Origin of the sequence: Streptomyces sp. NBC_01707 (assembly GCF_041438805.1) — a bacterium.
Lineage (GTDB): Bacteria > Actinomycetota > Actinomycetes > Streptomycetales > Streptomycetaceae > Streptomyces.
In genome coordinates this window covers 7,657,388-7,674,069 of sequence record NZ_CP109190.1, presented here as the reverse complement: position 1 = coordinate 7,674,069, position 16,682 = coordinate 7,657,388, and the positions used below count along the sequence as shown (strand labels likewise).

At 71.8% G+C, this 16,682-nt stretch carries 8 protein-coding genes; 3 read left to right on the top strand and 5 right to left on the bottom strand.

Annotated elements, in window-relative coordinates; translation table 11 throughout:
- Window positions 1-168 precede the first annotated feature (168 nt).
- Window positions 169-1,248: a Zn-dependent alcohol dehydrogenase gene (locus tag OG963_RS34375; protein ID WP_177309248.1), complete on the bottom strand. Its 1,080-nt coding sequence runs from the start codon at window positions 1,246-1,248 to the stop codon at window positions 169-171.
- A 40-nt stretch (window positions 1,249-1,288) separates the two neighbouring features.
- The gene (locus OG963_RS34370; RefSeq protein WP_093775044.1) at window positions 1,289-2,683 is read right to left on the bottom strand and encodes an aldehyde dehydrogenase family protein; all 1,395 of its coding nucleotides are present in this window, start codon (window positions 2,681-2,683) and stop codon (window positions 1,289-1,291) included.
- Window positions 2,684-2,932: 249 nt separating this feature from the next.
- On the opposite strand from OG963_RS34370, the gene OG963_RS34365 reads away from it, so the two are divergent.
- The 3 genes from OG963_RS34365 (at window position 2,933) to OG963_RS34355 (ending at window position 11,868) form a co-directional block, all read left to right on the top strand.
- The gene (locus tag OG963_RS34365; RefSeq protein ID WP_319737433.1) at window positions 2,933-5,482 is read left to right on the top strand and encodes a S8 family serine peptidase; all 2,550 of its coding nucleotides are present in this window, start codon (window positions 2,933-2,935) and stop codon (window positions 5,480-5,482) included.
- Window positions 5,482-8,421 (top strand): FG-GAP repeat domain-containing protein, encoded by a 2,940-nt coding sequence (locus tag OG963_RS34360; protein ID WP_371799795.1) that lies wholly within the window; start codon window positions 5,482-5,484, stop codon window positions 8,419-8,421. The genes OG963_RS34365 and OG963_RS34360 overlap by 1 nt, the downstream gene beginning before the upstream one ends.
- An 84-nt stretch (window positions 8,422-8,505) precedes the next feature.
- Complete coding sequence (locus OG963_RS34355) at window positions 8,506-11,868, top strand: AAA family ATPase (RefSeq protein WP_371799794.1); 3,363 nt, start codon at window positions 8,506-8,508, stop codon at window positions 11,866-11,868.
- Window positions 11,869-11,893: 25 nt separating this feature from the next.
- Here OG963_RS34355 and OG963_RS34350 read toward each other — a convergent pair whose 3' ends face one another.
- The 3 genes from OG963_RS34350 to OG963_RS34340 form a co-directional block, all read right to left on the bottom strand.
- A complete protein-coding gene (locus tag OG963_RS34350) occupies window positions 11,894-13,780 on the bottom strand; it encodes an ABC transporter ATP-binding protein (RefSeq protein WP_093929987.1) in 1,887 nt (628 codons plus the stop codon).
- Window positions 13,781-13,889: 109 nt separating this feature from the next.
- Window positions 13,890-15,275, bottom strand: a complete 1,386-nt coding sequence (locus OG963_RS34345) for an ABC transporter ATP-binding protein (protein ID WP_093775036.1) — start codon at window positions 15,273-15,275, stop codon at window positions 13,890-13,892.
- Between the two features lie 138 nt (window positions 15,276-15,413).
- The gene (locus OG963_RS34340) at window positions 15,414-16,679 is read right to left on the bottom strand and encodes an MFS transporter (RefSeq protein WP_093775034.1); all 1,266 of its coding nucleotides are present in this window, start codon (window positions 16,677-16,679) and stop codon (window positions 15,414-15,416) included.
- Window positions 16,680-16,682 lie beyond the last annotated feature (3 nt).

The window sequence follows — 16,682 nt, the reverse complement described above, 5'->3', positions numbered from 1 at the left end:
CCGCCGGGTCCCGGGACCGTACTGACCGGACGGTATGCCGGTCAACGGGTCGTGCAGCAGGAGTTTTTACCTTCACATGACACTCAGACGACCGCGATGAGGAAGGGCCGGGCACGCCGGAATCCCCGGCCGCCGCCAAGGGCGGCCGGGGTCTCTTCCGGGCATCGGCTAGAAGACCACCAGGGCCCGTCCGCCCTTGCCCGCGATCATGTTGTCGAAGGCCGCCGGGATGCCGTCCAGCGCGATCCGTTCGGTGACCATCATGGAGAGGTCGAACCTGCCGGCCCGGATGTGCTCGGCGAGTACGGGCAGATCGCGGGCGGGGTCACTGTTCCCGTAGACGCAACCGGTCAGCGAGCGGCCCCAGTGGAAGATCTCCAGGGCGTTGAAGGTCACCTGCTGGTCCTTGCCGCCGATGCCGACGACGGTGGTGCGGCCGCCACGCCGGGTGGAGTCCCAGGCGCCGCGGATGGTGGCGGGCCGGCCGACGCACTCGACTGCGACGTCCGCGCCCTGCCCGCCGGTGAGCCTGCGGATCGCGCGCGGCGTGGTGTCGGAGGCGACGACGTAGTCGGTGGCGCCGGCCCGGCGGGCGAGCTCCTCCTTCTCCGGGGAGACATCGACGGCGATGACCTTGGAGGCTCCGGCGATACGGGCGGACTGGAGCACGGCCAGGCCGACGCCACCGATACCGAAGACGACGACCGTCTCGCCGGCCCGGACCCGGGCGCTGTGGTGGACGGCGCCGTATCCGGTGAGAACCGCGCAGCCGAGCAGGGCGGCGTCGGTCAGCGGGATGCCGGCCGGGGCGGGCAGTGCACAGTTCGCGGCGACGACCGTCTCCTGGGCGAACGCCGCGACGTTCAGACCGGGGTGGAGTTCGGTGCCGTCGGCGGTTCGGGCGTGGATGTTGCCCGCACCCGTCAGCGCGTCGGCGCACAGCCAGACCTCACCGATCCCGCAATGGTGGCAGCTGCCGCAGGAAGGCGCCCAGTTGAGTACGACGCCGTCACCCGGCGCCACGTGGGTGACGCCCTCGCCCACGGAGAGGACGGTGCCCGCTCCCTCATGGCCGAGGACGGCGGGGACGGGCACCCGCATGGTGCCGTCGGACAGGGACAGGTCGGAGTGGCAGACCCCGGCGGCGGCGAGTCGGATCCTCACCTGGCCGGGTCCGGGCTCCGGGAGTTCGATGTCGGTGACCTCCAGGGGAGCTCCGACGGCGGGCAGTACGGCGGCGCGGACCACGGACCGGCTCCTTGCTGATCGGGGGTGCATCGGGGACGGTTCAGAACTGGAGGGACTTGGTCTGGAGATACTCACCGAGGCCGTGCGGACCGAGCTCGCGGCCGACGCCGGACTGCTTGTAGCCGCCGAACGGGGCGATCGGGTTGAACCGGCCGCCGTTGATGTCGACCTGTCCGGTCTCCATCCGCCGGGCGAAGGCGACGGCTTCCGCGTCGTCGGCGGCCCAGACGGCGCCCGCGAGCCCGTACACCGTGCCGTTGGCGATCCGGAGCGCGTCGTCCTCGTCCTCGTACTTCAGGATCGATATGACCGGGCCGAAGATCTCCTCCTGGGCGATCGTCATCTCCGGGGTGACATCGGCGAACACGGTGGGGCTTACGTAGTAACCGGTCGGGAGCGGGGCCTCGGGGCCACCGGCGACGAGCCGCGCACCCTCCTCGATGCCCTTCTCGATGTAACCGCGCACCCGGGCCTGCTGCTTGGCGTTGACGACGGGGCCGACCCGCTCCCCCGGTACGTACTTGGCGACCGCCGCGGCGGCGAGCGCGACGGCTTCCTCGTACCGCTCGCCGTCGACGAGCATCCTCGTCCAGGCGCTGCACGTCTGGCCGGAGTTGGACATCACGTTGGCGACGCCGACGTTGACGGCCTTGGCCAGATCGGCCGAGGGCAGGATGACGTTGGCGGACTTGCCGCCGAGCTCCAGCGCGACGCGCTTGACCGCGCCGCCCGCGGTGGCGCCGATCTGCTTCCCGACGGCGGTGGAGCCGGTGAACGAGACCAGGTCGACGTCCTCGTGCGCGGCGAGGGCCTGTCCGGCGACCGGGCCGAGGCCGGTGACCAGGTTGAAGACACCGGCGGGCAGGCCGGCCTCCTCGGTCGCCTCGGCGAAGAGCTGTGCGGTCAGCGGGGTGTCCTCGGCGGGCTTGAGGACGATCGTGCAGCCTGCCGCGAGTGCCGGAGCCACCTTGGCGACGATCTGGTGCAGCGGGTAGTTCCACGGGGTGATCGCCCCGACGACACCCACGGCCTCCAGCAGGACGGTGGAGTTGCCGTGCTTCTCCTCGAACGGGTACGACGCGGCAAGTTCCGCGTACGAACCGGCGACCAGGACCGGCACACCGGCGTGCACCGCCTGCGACAGCGGGAGCGGTGCGCCGAGTTCGGCGGTGACGGTGGCGGCGATCTCGCCCTGGCGGGCCACCAGGACATCGCGCAGGGCGGCGATCCGCGCGGCGCGCTCGACGGGCGGGGTGGCGGCCCAGCCGGGGAAGGCGGCTCGGGCGGCCTGTACCGCGGCGTCGACGTCCTCGGCGGTTCCGGCCGGTACATGGGCGATGACCTGCTCGTCCGCCGGGTTCACGACCGCGATCGTGTCCCGTCCTGCGGCGGGCCGCCACTCCCCGCCGATGTACATGCCGTCGTGGGCCTTCATGGCTGTTCCTCCCGGGCCTGGATACGGACGGTGTCGTCCGGGGCCCAAACTAGCGGCGTTAGTTTTTGGGCGCCAGAGACGACCGTCACGTGCGGCCCGGCCGTTCGCCCGAGCGTCGCCGCGCAGCTCAGTAATTCACCAGTAACGGCCTCCTCCTAGCGTCCCGGATCAGCCCGCCTCCTCCCGTACCCACCCCCTGGTCGCGGAACCGCGGCGGGCTCCCCGTACCAGCCATGGAGGAGCACTTCGATGCATCTGCCCCGATCCCCGCGGCGCAGAACCGCCGTGTGGGCTGCGGCCGTGATCACGGCCACAGCCGCACTGTCCGGCCCGGCAACCGCGTTCGCACAGTCTGCGGCGGACCCGAACCCCGTCACCGCGAAGGTCGACTCCGCCCTTCTCGACACCGTCGCGAAGGGCAAGGAGTCGACCTTCTTCGTCGTCCTCAAGAGCCAGGCGGACCTGTCCGCGGCCAAGGGCAAGAAGTCCCACGCGGCCAAGGCGAAATCGGCGTTCGCCTCGCTGCGCAGCGAGGCGAGGAACAGCCAGAAGCCGCTGCAGTCCTTTCTCGACAAGGAGAAGGTCGGCTACCGGTCGTACTGGATCGCCAATGCGCTCGAGGTGACCGGCGGCGAGAACCTTGTCGACGCCCTGGCGAAGCGCCCTGATGTGGCGAGCATCGTCAAGGAGCACACCTACAAGCTCGACCGGACCGAGTCGAAGTCGACCGACGCCGCCACCGACGCGGACCCCACCGCCGCCGAGTGGGGCGTGCAGGACATCAAGGCCGACCAGGTCTGGGACGAGTACGACGACCGTGGTGAGGGCATCGTCATCGCCAACGTCGACTCGGGCGTCCAGTACGACCACCCGGCACTCGTCGGCAACTACCGAGGCAACAACGGCGACGGCTCCTTCACGCACGACTACAACTGGTACGACCCGACGGGCCAGTGCACGACGTCGGCGCCCTGCGACAACAACGGCCACGGCACGCACACCATGGGCACCATGGTCGGCGCGGGCGGCGTCGGTGTCGCGCCCGGCGCCAAGTGGATCGCCGCCAAGGGCTGCGAGTCCAGCTCCTGTTCGGACTCCTCACTGCTCGCGGCAGGCCAGTGGATCCTCGCGCCGACCGACCACACCGGTCAGAACCCGCGTCCCGACCTCGCCCCCGACATCGTCAACAACTCCTGGGGCGGCGGTGACACGACCTTCTACCAGGACATCGTCGAGGCGTGGAACGCGGCCGGGATCTTCGAGGCGTTCGCCGCGGGCAACGACGGAAACGGCACAACCTGTTCGACCACGCACGCACCGGGTTCCCAGGCTCCTGCGTACGGCGTCGGCGCCTATGACTCGGCCGGGAAGATAGCGGACTTCTCCGGCTTCGGCCCGTCCCTCGTCGACGGCTCGGCCAAGCCGAACATCTCGGCCCCCGGCGTCAACATCCGCTCCACCTGGCCGGGCAACACCTACAGGTCCATCAACGGTACGTCGATGGCGACGCCCCACGTCGCGGGCGCCGTCGCTCTGCTGTGGTCGTCCACCCCCTCTCTCATCGGCGACATCGACGAGACCCGCGCGCTGCTCAACCAGGGTGCACGCGATGTCGACGACACGCACTGCGGCGGCACCGCCGGCATGAACAACGTCTGGGGCGAGGGCAAGCTCGACATCTTCGCGTCCGTCGACAAGGCCCCGCACACCGCGGCGGTCGTCACCGGTACGGTCACCGACAAGGCGACCGGCTCCGCGCTCGCCGGCGTCACGGTGAAGGCCTCGGGCTCCGCCTCGACCCGCACCGTGACCACGTCGGCGGACGGCTCCTACCGGCTCACGCTGCCGGCGGGCACGTACGACTTCGCCCTCAGCGGCTACGGATACGCGGACGGTTCCGCGTCCGGTGTCACGGTCGCCACCGGTGAGCAGCGCTCCAAGGACTTCGCGCTCGGTGCGGTCGCCTCCCACGCGGTGTCCGGCACCGTCCTCGACGTCACCGGCAAGCCTCTCGCCAAGGCCACAGTCCGGGTCGCGGGCACTCCGGTCGCCTCCGTCACCACGGACGCCTCCGGCCACTTCAACCTGCCGAAGGTCGCCGAGGGTTCGTACACACTGACCGCCACGCCCACCGCGCCGGAGCTGTGCAACGGCGTCTACAGCGGCTCCCTCGCCGTCGACGGCGAAGAGACCCTGACCGCCCGCGTTCCGGCGCGCTCCGACGCGGCCGGCAACAGCTGCGCCCCGGCGACGTACTCGTGGATCGGCGGCGCCGGCAAGGTCGCGCTCAGCGGTGACGAGGACGCGAAGACGATCACGCTGCCCTTCCCGGTGAAGCTGTACGGCGTCTCCTACTCCAGCGCGAGCGTCACCACCAACGGCCTGATCAACTTCCTCGAGCCGCGGCTCGGCGACTACGACAACGTCGCGCTGCCGTCGGCCGAGAGGCCCAACGGCACCGTCGCCGCCTTCTGGGACGACCTGGTCCTCGACAAGAAGTCCACCGTGCAGACGGCGACCACGGGTACGACCGGCAACCGCAAGTTCGCGGTCGTCTGGAACGACGCCGGCTTCGTCGGCAACAGCTCGGCCCGCGTCTCCTTCGAGGCCGTCTTCGAGGAGGCCACCGGCTCCGTCACCCTCCAGTACCAGGGCCTGTCCACCGCCTCGCCCGAGAACGGCGCGAGCGCCACCGTCGGCATCGAGAACCAGGCCGGCACCGACGCCCTCCAGTACTCGTACAACGAGCCGGTCCTCAAGGACCGGTCCGCCATCCGCATCGCGCAGGGGACCAAGTGATGAGAACCAACTCCCGGCGGGCGCTGCGGCTCGCCTCCGCGCTGGTCGCGGCCGGTCTGGCGCTGAGCGCCGCACCACCCGCGCTGGCCGCCGACGACGGCAGCAGCCTGCTCACCCTCACGGACAACCAGGCCAGGAAGCTGGCGGACCACGCCCAGCTGAACGCTTACGCGGAGGCCGATCGCGAGAGCGTCGACCCGCAGGGCTCGACCACCGGACCGGAAACTTCCGGTGCAAACCAGGGCACGGACCAGGGATCGGGCTCGCACCTCGACGAAGACACCGGCACGGACGCCGGCGCCGCCGTGACCGTCTCCCCCAAGTCCACGCTGGAAGGCGTACGCGGCCTTGCTGCCACCCTCCCAGCCAGCAAGGGCGGCGACTACTTCACCTTGCACAGCCTCGGCAGCGTCCAGCGCAGCAAGGCCGACGGCACCGCCCTGTGGCGGCGCGACAACGCCTCGCTGTACGCGGACTGGGGGGTCAAGAATTCCCGGCCCTGGCAGACCGAGCCCTACCCGGCGCGCATCGTCATGGGCTACAACGCGGTGAGCCCGTTCACGCCCGCGTCCGACCAGGGATACGTGACCGGCGACCTGACCGGCGACGGCGTGGACGACGTGGTGTTCTCGGCGAGCGTGGGGGTCGCCCCGTACCGCCCCTTCACCTCTCCCGGCTCCACGCTGCCCAACGGCACCTTCGTCACGGTTCTCGACGGCAGGACCGGCAAGACGCTGTGGTCGAAGCTGTACGCGTACGCCTACAACGTGAAGCTCGTCGACAGGACGCTGGTCGTCACGGACGCGCCGTACTACAACCTCAACTCCCCCGCCGCCGCGACCGCCACCGTGTCGGGCATCCGCTTCTCGTACGCCGACGGGGCCCTGACCCCCTCCGACACCTGGACGTACGACACAGGTGTGCGCGCCGGTACGGCGTGGGGAGCCCTGGAGGACCTCGGCGACGGACTGGTCGCCGCCTCGTACAACCAGCGCAAGACCGCTACCACCGCGGGCCGCGGCCACATCCTGGTACTCGACACCGGGGACGGCTCCGTCAAGTGGCAGACGGACACCGCCCTCTACTCGCGTCAGCTCCACCTGGACACCGCGCGCGGACGGCTCGTCGCGCTGGAGCAGTCCGACCCCACCGACGGCGTGAAGTACGAGATCGACTCCTACGCTCTGGCCGACGGCAGGCGCACCACGCTCGACTCCCGGATCAACGCGGTGCCCACCGACATGACGATCGGTGACCTTCGGGGTGACCGGAAGCCCGAGTACGTGGTCAGTGAGTCCACGCTCAGCCCGACGCTGTACATCAACGCCAACACCGTGCGGGTCGTGGACAGCGCGGACCCCAGCAGCGTCCTGTGGTCCTCCACCGTCAAGCGCGCCGCGGACAACGGCCACGACGGACCGAGCGTATGGAGCCTCGACGTCGTCGACGGCAGCCTTGTGACGGCCGCCCAGGACGACACCGGCATGGACACCGCCGAGAACCCCGGGGGCGGGCAGTACGCCTCGCTCACCGTGTTCTCCGGCAGCGGCGACGTGCGATGGCAGGTCAAGGGCGTCGGCGCATCGCCGATGTTCAACCAGGTCTACCGCGACGCCGACGGCCAGCACGTGCGCACCGTCGACCAGGACCAGAACGTCCGGACCTACGGGTTCGGCAACGGCAAGCAGCAGAGCGTCCTGCCGCTCCAGGGCGACCTGTCGTCCGCGCGGTCGGCCGACATCGACGGCGACAAGAAGAAGGACCTGGTCGTCGGCGGCACGTCCAACGGTGTCTGGGCCTACTCGGGTCCGTCCCTGACCGCGGGCAAGCCCAAGCTGCTGTGGAAGGCCACGGTGCCCGGGCAGGTGCACCGGATCGAGAAGGGCGACGTCAACGGCGACGGCCACGACGACTTCGTGGTGGCCGCGGACACGGCCGTCGCGGTTCTCGACGGGCGCACCGGCAAGGTCATCGAGCGCATCGACGGGAACGGGCAGTTCGTCCGCTCCGTCATGGTCGCCGACCTCGACGGCGACAAGCGAGCCGACATCGTCGTGCCGACCGACAAGCTGCGGGCCTACCGCGGTGACGGCTCGAAGCTGTGGACATACGCGGCGCCCGACAGCGCGGGCGGCGTCGTCTTCGGTGACCTCGCGGTGGGCGAGGGGCGGGTGTACGCGCAGTACGCGAGCACCGGCTCCTTCGACAAGGAGGCGCCCGCGGTCGACGGTGCAGCACTCGATGCGAAGAAGGGCACCGTGCGCTGGACCGCCGCGCCGAAGGCCCCGGTCGAGAGCGTGGACGGCAAGCTGTACGGAGCCGTCCTGAACCACGGTGTCTTCACCTCGCCGGAGATCCCGTACGCCGACGGTCACGCGGTCGTGTACACCTGGCTCGCCACTACCTCGACGACGGCGGAGGGCACGCCGGACGGTTCCAGCCTGCGCGCGGTCGTCGAGATCCGTGACGGCCGCACGGGCGAGGTCCTCCACCACGGCGTCGCCGGAGGCCCCTGGAACGTAGGCAGCTACTTCACCGGACCCGAGGGGCTCGTCCTCGCGGGGACGGCGTCCTTCCGCACTTACGCGGCCGACGGCCAGGACTACTCGCTCTATACGCTGCCGTCGACGGAGACCGGCGGGTTCCTCACCGGTCCCGGCGGGCGGCGCCTCCTCGTGGGGGGCGTCCAGGGCGGCCTCGACCTGTGGGACCCGTCCGTCCTGAAGGCGGGCAACAACTACCCCGCCGCCGTGGGCAGCACCACCTTCATCGGCGCCCGGGAGTACTTCTCCGGCGACCTCGACGGTGATGGTGTCGACGAGGTCGTGAACCTCGGCTTCGACGAGACCGGCTTCGACCGCATGACCGAGCTGCTCGGCGGTCGTTATCTGAACCAGTTCACCGCCCTCTCCCAGATGACGGTGTCCACGCTCTCCTGACGGGCCGAGTCCTGCCGTGGGCCCCCGGACTCCGGTCCCGGGGCCCACGGTCTGCGCGAAGAGGCGCGTTACAGTGGCGCCCTCATGAACGCGGAGCACACAGGACACGGCACACAGGCCGGCCCCCCGCTCCTGCGGCTGCACCTTTTCGGTGGGTTCCGGGTGACTCGGGACGGCGGGCCCCCGCTCGCCGACAAGTGGCCCCGCCCCAGCGCCCGCGCCCTCGTGAAACTCCTCGCCGTCTCCCCCGGCCACAGCCTCCACCGCGAGCAGGCCATGGAGATCTGCTGGCCGGACTCCGACGCCCAAGCCGCACTCGGCAGTCTGCGGGTCGCCCTGCACGCCGCCCGCCGCGCCATCGAGCCGGAACTGGCCGCCCGCGCCTCGTCGTCCTATCTGACCGGCGCGGGCACCCTGCTGCGGCTCGATCCACAGACCGTGGTGATCGACGCCGACCAGGCCGAGACCCTGGCCGAAGAGGCCCTGGCCGAGGGTTCGGCCGAGTCGCTGGCCGTCGCACTCGCCGCGTTCACCGGCGAACTGCTGCCCGAGGATCGTTACGCCCTCTGGGCCGAGGCCCGGCGCGAGCAGTTGTCCGCGCTGTGCGACCGGGTGCGACTCGCCCTCGCCGAAGCCCACCTCGCCGACGGCGAGACCGAGTCGGCCACCGAGGTGGCACTGCGCGCCGTGGCCGCCGCGCCCGCCGAGGAACGCGCCCACCGGGTGCTGATCGACGCCTATCTGCGCCAGGGCCTGCGCCGCCAGGCCGTACGCCAGTACCACCTGTGCCGCGAAGCGCTCGACGCGGAGCTCGGCGTGCGGCCGGGGCCTGCCACCGAGCAGCTCCATCTGCTCGCCCTGGACGCGACCACGACGGTGCTGCCCGCCGCCTCCGCTCCCGTGCTTCCGGCGGCGATACGCACCCCGCCCGGTCCACCGCTGCGCGGCCGCACCGACGAGCTCGATGCGCTGCTGTCCGACGACGGTCCGCCGGTACGGCTCATCGAGGGCGAGGCCGGGGTGGGCAAGACCCGGCTGACGGCGGAGGCGGCCCGGCGGGCGGCCGAGGACGGGACGACCGTGCTGTGGGGGGCGGGTCACGACGCCGAGGGACACACGCCGTACGGCGCCTTCGTCGAGGCACTGGACGCCTGGATGGCCGACCGGCCCTCCGTCGAGCGGGCCAGGATCGGCGGCGAGTACCCTGAACTCGCCCCGCTGCTCCCCTCGTTGGGACAGATCGACGCGGGCGCGGAGCGCAGCCCGGAGGAACAGCGCGACCGGCTGTTCCGAGCGACGGCCGGGTTGCTGGGCGATCTGGCGGCGACCGCGCCGGTGCTGCTCGTGCTGGACGATCTGCACGCCGCCGACTCGGGGACGTACCAGCTGCTCAGCCATCTGGCCCGGCGGGCGGTGGCCACCGACGCCGACTGGCGGTTCGCCGTGACGTACCGGGCGGAGGAGTTCGCGGCGGCGGACCCCAGGCGCACCGCGTTGGACGGCCTGATGCGTCAAGGGCTGGCCCGGAGCATGGAGTTGGGGCGGCTCGACCGTGCGGAGTGTCTGGCGATCGCAGCGGATGCGGGCGCCAGGACCGGGCTCGACCGGGTCTGGGAACTGTCCCTGGGCAACCCCCTCTTCGCCCTGGAACTGGCCCGGACCGTCCACGAGGGCGCGAACCCCGCCGCGCTCAGCGCGCCGGAGGGCGTGCGGCAGCTGGTGGCGGCGCGGCTGGCACGGCTGGGGCCGGCGGCCCGTCGGGTCGTGGAGGCCGTCTCCGTGGCAGGCGGTGGCGCAGCACTGTCCGAGGTGCTCGACATGGCCGAGAACGGGCTGCATCCGCCCCTGTCGTCCGCCGAGGCGACGGATGCCGTGGACGCGGCGGTCGCGACGTCGGTGGTGGCTGAGCGGACCGTCGTAGTCGGCGGCCGGCCACTGCCAGGTCTCGCGTTCCGGCATCCGCTGGTCCGGCTGACCTGTTACGACGGACTGTCCGCGGCACGTCGCCGGCAGCTGCACTCGGCGTACGCGGAGGCGGTGCTGCGACGCAGGCCGGACGCCGTCGACACCCTGGCCTCGCATCTGGCCCGCGCCGACGACCCCCGGGCCACCCACTATCTGCGGCAGGCGGCCGAGCGGGCGGCCGCCCTGTGCGCCAATGACACCGCGGACCGCTACTACACCGAACTGACCGCCCGGCTCGACGCGTTGGCCTCCGACGCGGCGCAGGCCCGGATCGACCGCGCCGTCGTGCTGCGCCGGATGGCTCGCTACCAGGAGGCGGCGACGGTGCTGCGCGAGGCGCTGGACGACATGGTCCGGCGCGGCGACGAGGACGGTCAGGTGCTGGCCTCCGCCCGGCTGACCGAGGTGCTGGTGAAATACCGCGGCACCGACGAGGGCGAGGAGCTGCTGCGCACCTACCCGCCCGGTCCGCGCACCCTGCCGCTGGCCGCCGCGACCCACCATCTGGCGGCGGCGGTCCTGCGGTTCGTGACCGGCCGGTACGCGTCGGCCCACACCGCGGCCCGCACCGCACAGGACGCCGCGGACGCCATCCCGGGCAGCGGACGCCGGGGGCTGCTGGCCCGCGCCCTGGGGATGCAGGCGACCTCGCTCGGCCTCGCGGGCCGGTTCGCGCAGGCCCGTGAGGCGGCCGATCTGGCGTTGCCGCACGCCGAGGCCTATGGCGACCAGGAGCTGCTGGCCACCGTCGTCTCCGTACTGCGCGAGCATGCCCGGCGATCGGGCCGGCTCGCCGAGGCGGTCTCCTTCGGCCGACGGGCCCAGCGGCTCGCCGAGCACACCGGCGATCCGACCGCGGTCGCCTTCGAGCGGGCCAACCTCGCCGAACTACACCTGCTTCTGCGGGAGTTCGCGGAGGCACGGGAGCATGCGGAGGCCGCGGCACGGGAGGCCGACGGGGAGCCCGCATGGTGCACCCCGTACGCGCTGGCCGCACTGGCCCGGTTCCGGATGAGGACGGATGAACCGGGCGCCGCGGATCTTCTGGCCCGCGCCGCAGGGGTGGCCGAGGCGCAGGGCGACCGGCAGGCGGTGTACGAGGTACGGACGGCGCAGGCCGAACTCCTGGTGCGCACGGGCCGCCCGCGGGAGGCTCTGGCACTGCCGGCCGACGACGGCACTTCCGGCTCGGCCGCGCTGCTGGCGTGGGCGGAGCTGCTGTCAGGACACCCTGACCGCGCGGCGCGACTGGCGGCGGACGAGTCCGCACGCGCCGAGAAGGCCGGCGAACAGCTGTCGTCGACCGACGCTCGTACGGTTCACGCGGCGGCCCTCGCCACGCTGGGCCGGGCGCGTGAGGCGCACGAGGAGTTCGGCCGGGCCGCCGCCCTCGCCGCGGAACTCCCGTATCCGGCAGGGGCGTTCGCGGTGGAGCGGGCCGCCGGGGCGGACTGGACCACCCGTCCGGGATTCCCCGGCTGACCTCCGGAACCGGTGGCCTCGCCGGTCAGGCGAGCTCCGCGGCCTCCGCACCCGGACGCTCGAACTGGGTGCGGTACAACTCCTCGTACCGGCCGCCGGCCGCGAGGAGTTCCTCGTGGGTGCCCCGCTCCACGATCTGCCCGTTCTCCACGACGAGGATGAGGTCCGCCGTCCGTACGGTGGAGAGCCGGTGGGCGATCACCACCGCGGTGCGTCCCTGGAGGGCCTCGGCCAGTGCCTCCTGGACGGCCGCTTCGGAGGTGTTGTCCAGATGGGCGGTGGCCTCGTCGAGGATGACGACGCGCTGGCGGGCCAGCAGCAGGCGGGCGATGGTCAGCCGCTGGCGTTCGCCACCGGAGAGCCGGTATCCACGTTCGCCGACGACGGTGTCGAGCCCGTCGGGAAGTGAGGCGACCAGGCCGTCCAGGCGTGAGCGGCGCAGAGCGTCCCAGAGGTCTTCCTCGGTGGCCTCGGGGCGGGCGAGAAGCAGGTTGGCGCGGACCGACTCGTGGAAGAGGTGGCCGTCCTGGGTGACCATGCCGAGCGTGTCGCGCAGGGTGTCGGCGGACAGGTCGCGTACGTCGATGCCACCGATGCGTACGGAACCCTCGTCCGTGTCGTACAGCCGGGGCAGCAGCTGCGCGATGGTCGATTTGCCCGCGCCGGACGATCCGACGAGTGCCACGGTCCGGCCGGGTTCGGCGCGGAAGGAGACGCCGCGCAGCACTTCGGTGCCGCCGCGGGTGTCCAGGGTGGCGACGTCCTCGAGCGAGGCGAGGGAGACCTTGTCGGCGGACGGGTAGCCGAAGCGTACGTCGTCGAATTCCACGGACACCGGCCCGTCCGGGACAGGCCGTGCGTCCGGCTTCTCCTCGATGAGCGGCTTGAGGTCGAGGACCTCGAAGACCCGCTCGAAGCTGACGAGCGCACTCATCACCTCGACGCGCGCCCCGGCGAGGGCGGTCAGCGGCGCGTACAGCCGGGTGAGCAGCAGGGCGAGAGCGACCACCGCTCCGGCATCCAGTTGGCCGCGCAGTGTGTAGTACCCACCGAGCCCGTAGACGAGGGCGAGCGCCAGCGCCGATACGAGGGTGAGCGCCGTGATGAACGCGGACTGGGCCATGGCCGTGCGGACGCCGATGTCACGCACTCTGCCCGCCCTGGCGGCGAATTCCGCGGATTCGTCGGCGGGCCTGCCGAAGAGCTTGATCAAGGTGGCGCCGGGCGCGGAGAAGCGCTCGGTCATCCGGGTCCCCATCGCCGCGTTGTGGGCAGCGGCCTCCCGCTGGAGTCTCGCCATCCGCACACCCATCCGGCGTGCGGGCAGCACGAACACCGGCAGCAGGACCAGCGCGAGCGCGGTGATCTGCCAGGAGATGCTGAGCATCACTCCGAGGGTGAGAAGGAGGGTGACGACGTTGCTGACGACGCCCGACAGGGTGTTGCTGAAGGCGCGCTGGGCGCCGATGACGTCGTTGTTGAGACGACTGACGAGCGCGCCGGTGCGGGTGCGGGTGAAGAACGCGACCGGCATGCGCTGCACATGGTCGAAGACCGCGGTCCGCAGATCGAGGATGAGCCCCTCACCGAGGTTGGCCGAGAGCCAGCGGCCGACCAGCCCGAGTCCGGCCTCCGCGACGGCGATCACGGCGATGAGCACGGCCAGCCGCGTGACGGTGCCCGCCTCCTTGCCGGTCACGATCGCGTTCACGACGTGGCCGGCGAGCACGGGGGTGGCGACGGCGAGCAGCGCCGTCGCCACACTCAGTACCAGGAACAGGGCGACCCGGCGCCGGTGCGGGCGGGCGAACGCGGCGATGCGCCGCAGGGTGTTCCGGTCGAAGGGGCGTCGGTCCTGCTGCGCGTTCATGACGTTGTGGAGCTGCGTCCACGCGGTGGCTTCCATGCTCATGGGAAGACCGTACGACCTCCACCGGACTTGAGGTCAACGCCCGGCTTCGAACGTTGCCCTGCGCCCCTGGAGGCTGCCCGCACAGCCCGCACCGTCCCGCGGACGGCCCTCAGACGTCGAGACCGGGGATGTCCTTCGGCAGCGGGCAGATCCGGTGTCCGTAGTGGTCGAAGACGTACAGATGCGCGAGGTCGACCAGGAGCGGGACCTGTCCACCGATGCGCAGCCGCATGTCGGGGCCGGTACGGACGACCAGGTCGCTGGCCGTGATCGCGGGGCGGTCGGGGGTGCGGGTGGCGGGGTGCCCACGGTCCGGTTCCGGTTCGTCGAGGGCGACGACGCGGCCGCTGATGTGACCGGTGGCGCGCTCCCTCAGCCGCTCCAGTACGCCCACCCCACCACCGGAACCACCGCCGATTCCGCTGCCACCGGCGGCGCGGCGGCGCCGCTGGGGCGCCCGGTCGGGACGGGCCGATTCGAGGTCGGGCACCACGGCGGGCTGCGACCCCGTGTTCAGGTGGACCAGTGCCTCGTGCCCCTGGTACTCGACGTGTTCGACGATGCCGCTCAGCGCGACCTCGCCGGGGCGGGCCTGGCTGGGCGCGGCGATCCTGGCCGCCTCCGAGCGCAGTCCGACAATGATCTGGCGGCCCTGCTGGATCCGGAGCAACTGGTGGTCGGGACTGAGCGGTTCGGGCAGTGGCAACCGCTGGCGGCCGAGATCGATCGACATGCGCCCTTCGAGGGGTGCGTGGACGACGGCCTGGAGAAGGTTGATGCGCGGGGTGCCGATGAACGCGGCGACAAAGACGTTCTCCGGCAGGGCGTAGACCTCGCGTGGCGGGCTGACCTGCTGGAGCCGTCCGCCGCGCATCACGGCGACCCGGTCGCCGAGGGACATCGCCTCGGCCTGATCATGCGTCACATAGACGGTGGTGACGCCCAGCTCCCGGGTCAGCTGCGAGATCTCGGCCCGTAGATGGTTGCGCAGCTTCGCGTCGAGGTTGGAGAGCGGCTCGTCCATCAGGAACACGGAGGGGCGGCGCGAGATGGCCCGGCCCATGGCGACGCGCTGGCGCTCACCGCCGGAGAGCTGACCCGGGTAGCGGTCGAGGACACTGTCGATGCCGAGCATCCTCGCCGTGTTCTCGACGCGAGCGGTGTGGTCCTGGCCGGGGTTCTCCAGCTTCAGCGGGAAGCCTATGTTGGCCCGGTTGGTCATCGTCGGGTAGAGCGCGAAGTTCTGGAACACCATGGCCATGCCGCGCTCGCGGGGCGCCAGGTGGTTGGCCGGTTCGCCGTCGAGCAGCAGCTCGCCCTCGGTGATCTCCTCCAGACCGGCGATCATGCGGAGCACGGTCGACTTGCCGCACCCCGAGGGGCCGAGCAGGACGACGAACTCGCCCGGGTCGATGGAGAGCGAGAAGCGGTCGACGGCACGCTGGGACCGTCCGTACGCCTTGCTGACGTGGTGCAGGGAGATGGCGCGAGTCATGTGTGGGTCCGCCCGGGAGAATGGTGAGGTGGAGCGGTGGGGAGCGGCTGCAACGCGCTGAAATTAGCCCACTACCCGGGGTGCTGGGAATGACTCGTGCAAAGGTTGCGCAGCACTGGGGTGGGTGAGACGGAGACGTCAGGTGCGATTCCGGTTCACGGCGGGCAGTTCGGACCTGGGAACGGGTGCGGACGCGGGAACGGCCGGCGTCGCGTCGGCGGTCCGGGCGCGCCCTCCGCGCATCCCCAGCCCCGCCCCCGCGAGCAGAAGCGCACCCAGCATCACGAACGGCGCGGCCGTGCCCGCCACTCCGGCGATCACACCGGCGGACGCAGGGGCCGCGACCTGACCGAGCCGGTTGCCGGTCAGCCGGAGAGCGAGCGCGGTGGAGCGGGCCTCCGCCGGGGCCGCCTGGACGACGGTGGTCATCGACAGGGGCTGGCCGACCCCGAGACAGAAGCCGAGCACGGCGAGCATCGTGGCCAGCGCCCAGACGGGGACCGGCAGGGCGATGCCCGCGCAGAGCAGCCCGGCCAGCAGACAGGTCGTGGTGAGCAGCGCCGTACGGCCGAGCCGGCGCAGCATCGGCGTCATCACGAGGCGGCAGGCGATGGTGGCCGCGGCCCGCAGGCTGAGCAGCAGCCCGATGGTGGCGGGGGCGATGGAGCGGTGCTCGCCGACGACGGGCAGATAGGCGGTGAGGATGTCGGTCGCGGAGAGCACGGCGAGGCTGATGAAGATGCCGGCCGGAACACCGCGGGTACGCAGGATGCGGCCGACGGGCACCTTGGCCGCCCGGGCCGCCGCGCGCGCGTCCGGCGCCGTGCGGTGTTCGATGCGCCAGAGCGAGACGAAGGACGCGGCGGCGACGGCCGCCGAGACGACCAGGGCGAGTGCGCTCGTAGGGGCCAGGGCGCCGTCCCGCTCGGAGATCACGTACCCCGCGGCGATCGGCCCGATGAGTTGGCCGAGCGAGGCGCCGATGGTGAAGTGGCCGAAATTTCGGTCCTGTTCGGCGGGGGCGGACTGACGGGCGACGATCGACTGGGCGCCGATCACGAAGCAGAGATGGCCGAGCCCCATCACACCGCTCCACGCCGCCATGGCCGGAAGGGAGCCCGCCGTACCGCTGAGGGCGCAGCCGCCGGCGATCAGGACGACACCGAGGGGCAGCAGAGGTGCGCACCGGCCGTGGTCCGTCCGGCGGCCGAGCGGGACGGCGGCGAAGAGCGGGAGGAGTGCGTACACCCCGGTGATGACGCCGATGGCGCGCTCGTCCGCACCGAGCGAGAGAGCCCGGTAGGAGACGGCGGGCCGCGCCATCGACACCGCCCCCTGCGCGAAGGCGAAGGCGATGACGAGGCGCAGCAGCCAGCTCCTGCCGGGCTCTTCCGTGTCGGCCATGGA

Excerpts from the sequence above, each read along its gene's own strand:
- OG963_RS34370 (WP_093775044.1), bottom strand. The coding sequence starts at position 2,683 with ATGAAGGCCCACGACGGCATGTACATCGGCGGGGAGTGGCGGCCCGCC.
- OG963_RS34365 (WP_319737433.1), top strand. The coding sequence starts at position 2,933 with ATGCATCTGCCCCGATCCCCGCGGCGCAGAACCGCCGTGTGGGCTGCG.
- OG963_RS34360 (WP_371799795.1), top strand. The coding sequence starts at position 5,482 with ATGAGAACCAACTCCCGGCGGGCGCTGCGGCTCGCCTCCGCGCTGGTC.
- OG963_RS34355 (WP_371799794.1), top strand. The coding sequence starts at position 8,506 with ATGAACGCGGAGCACACAGGACACGGCACACAGGCCGGCCCCCCGCTC.
- OG963_RS34350 (WP_093929987.1), bottom strand. The coding sequence starts at position 13,780 with ATGAGCATGGAAGCCACCGCGTGGACGCAGCTCCACAACGTCATGAAC.
- OG963_RS34345 (WP_093775036.1), bottom strand. The coding sequence starts at position 15,275 with ATGACTCGCGCCATCTCCCTGCACCACGTCAGCAAGGCGTACGGACGG.
- OG963_RS34340 (WP_093775034.1), bottom strand. The coding sequence starts at position 16,679 with ATGGCCGACACGGAAGAGCCCGGCAGGAGCTGGCTGCTGCGCCTCGTC.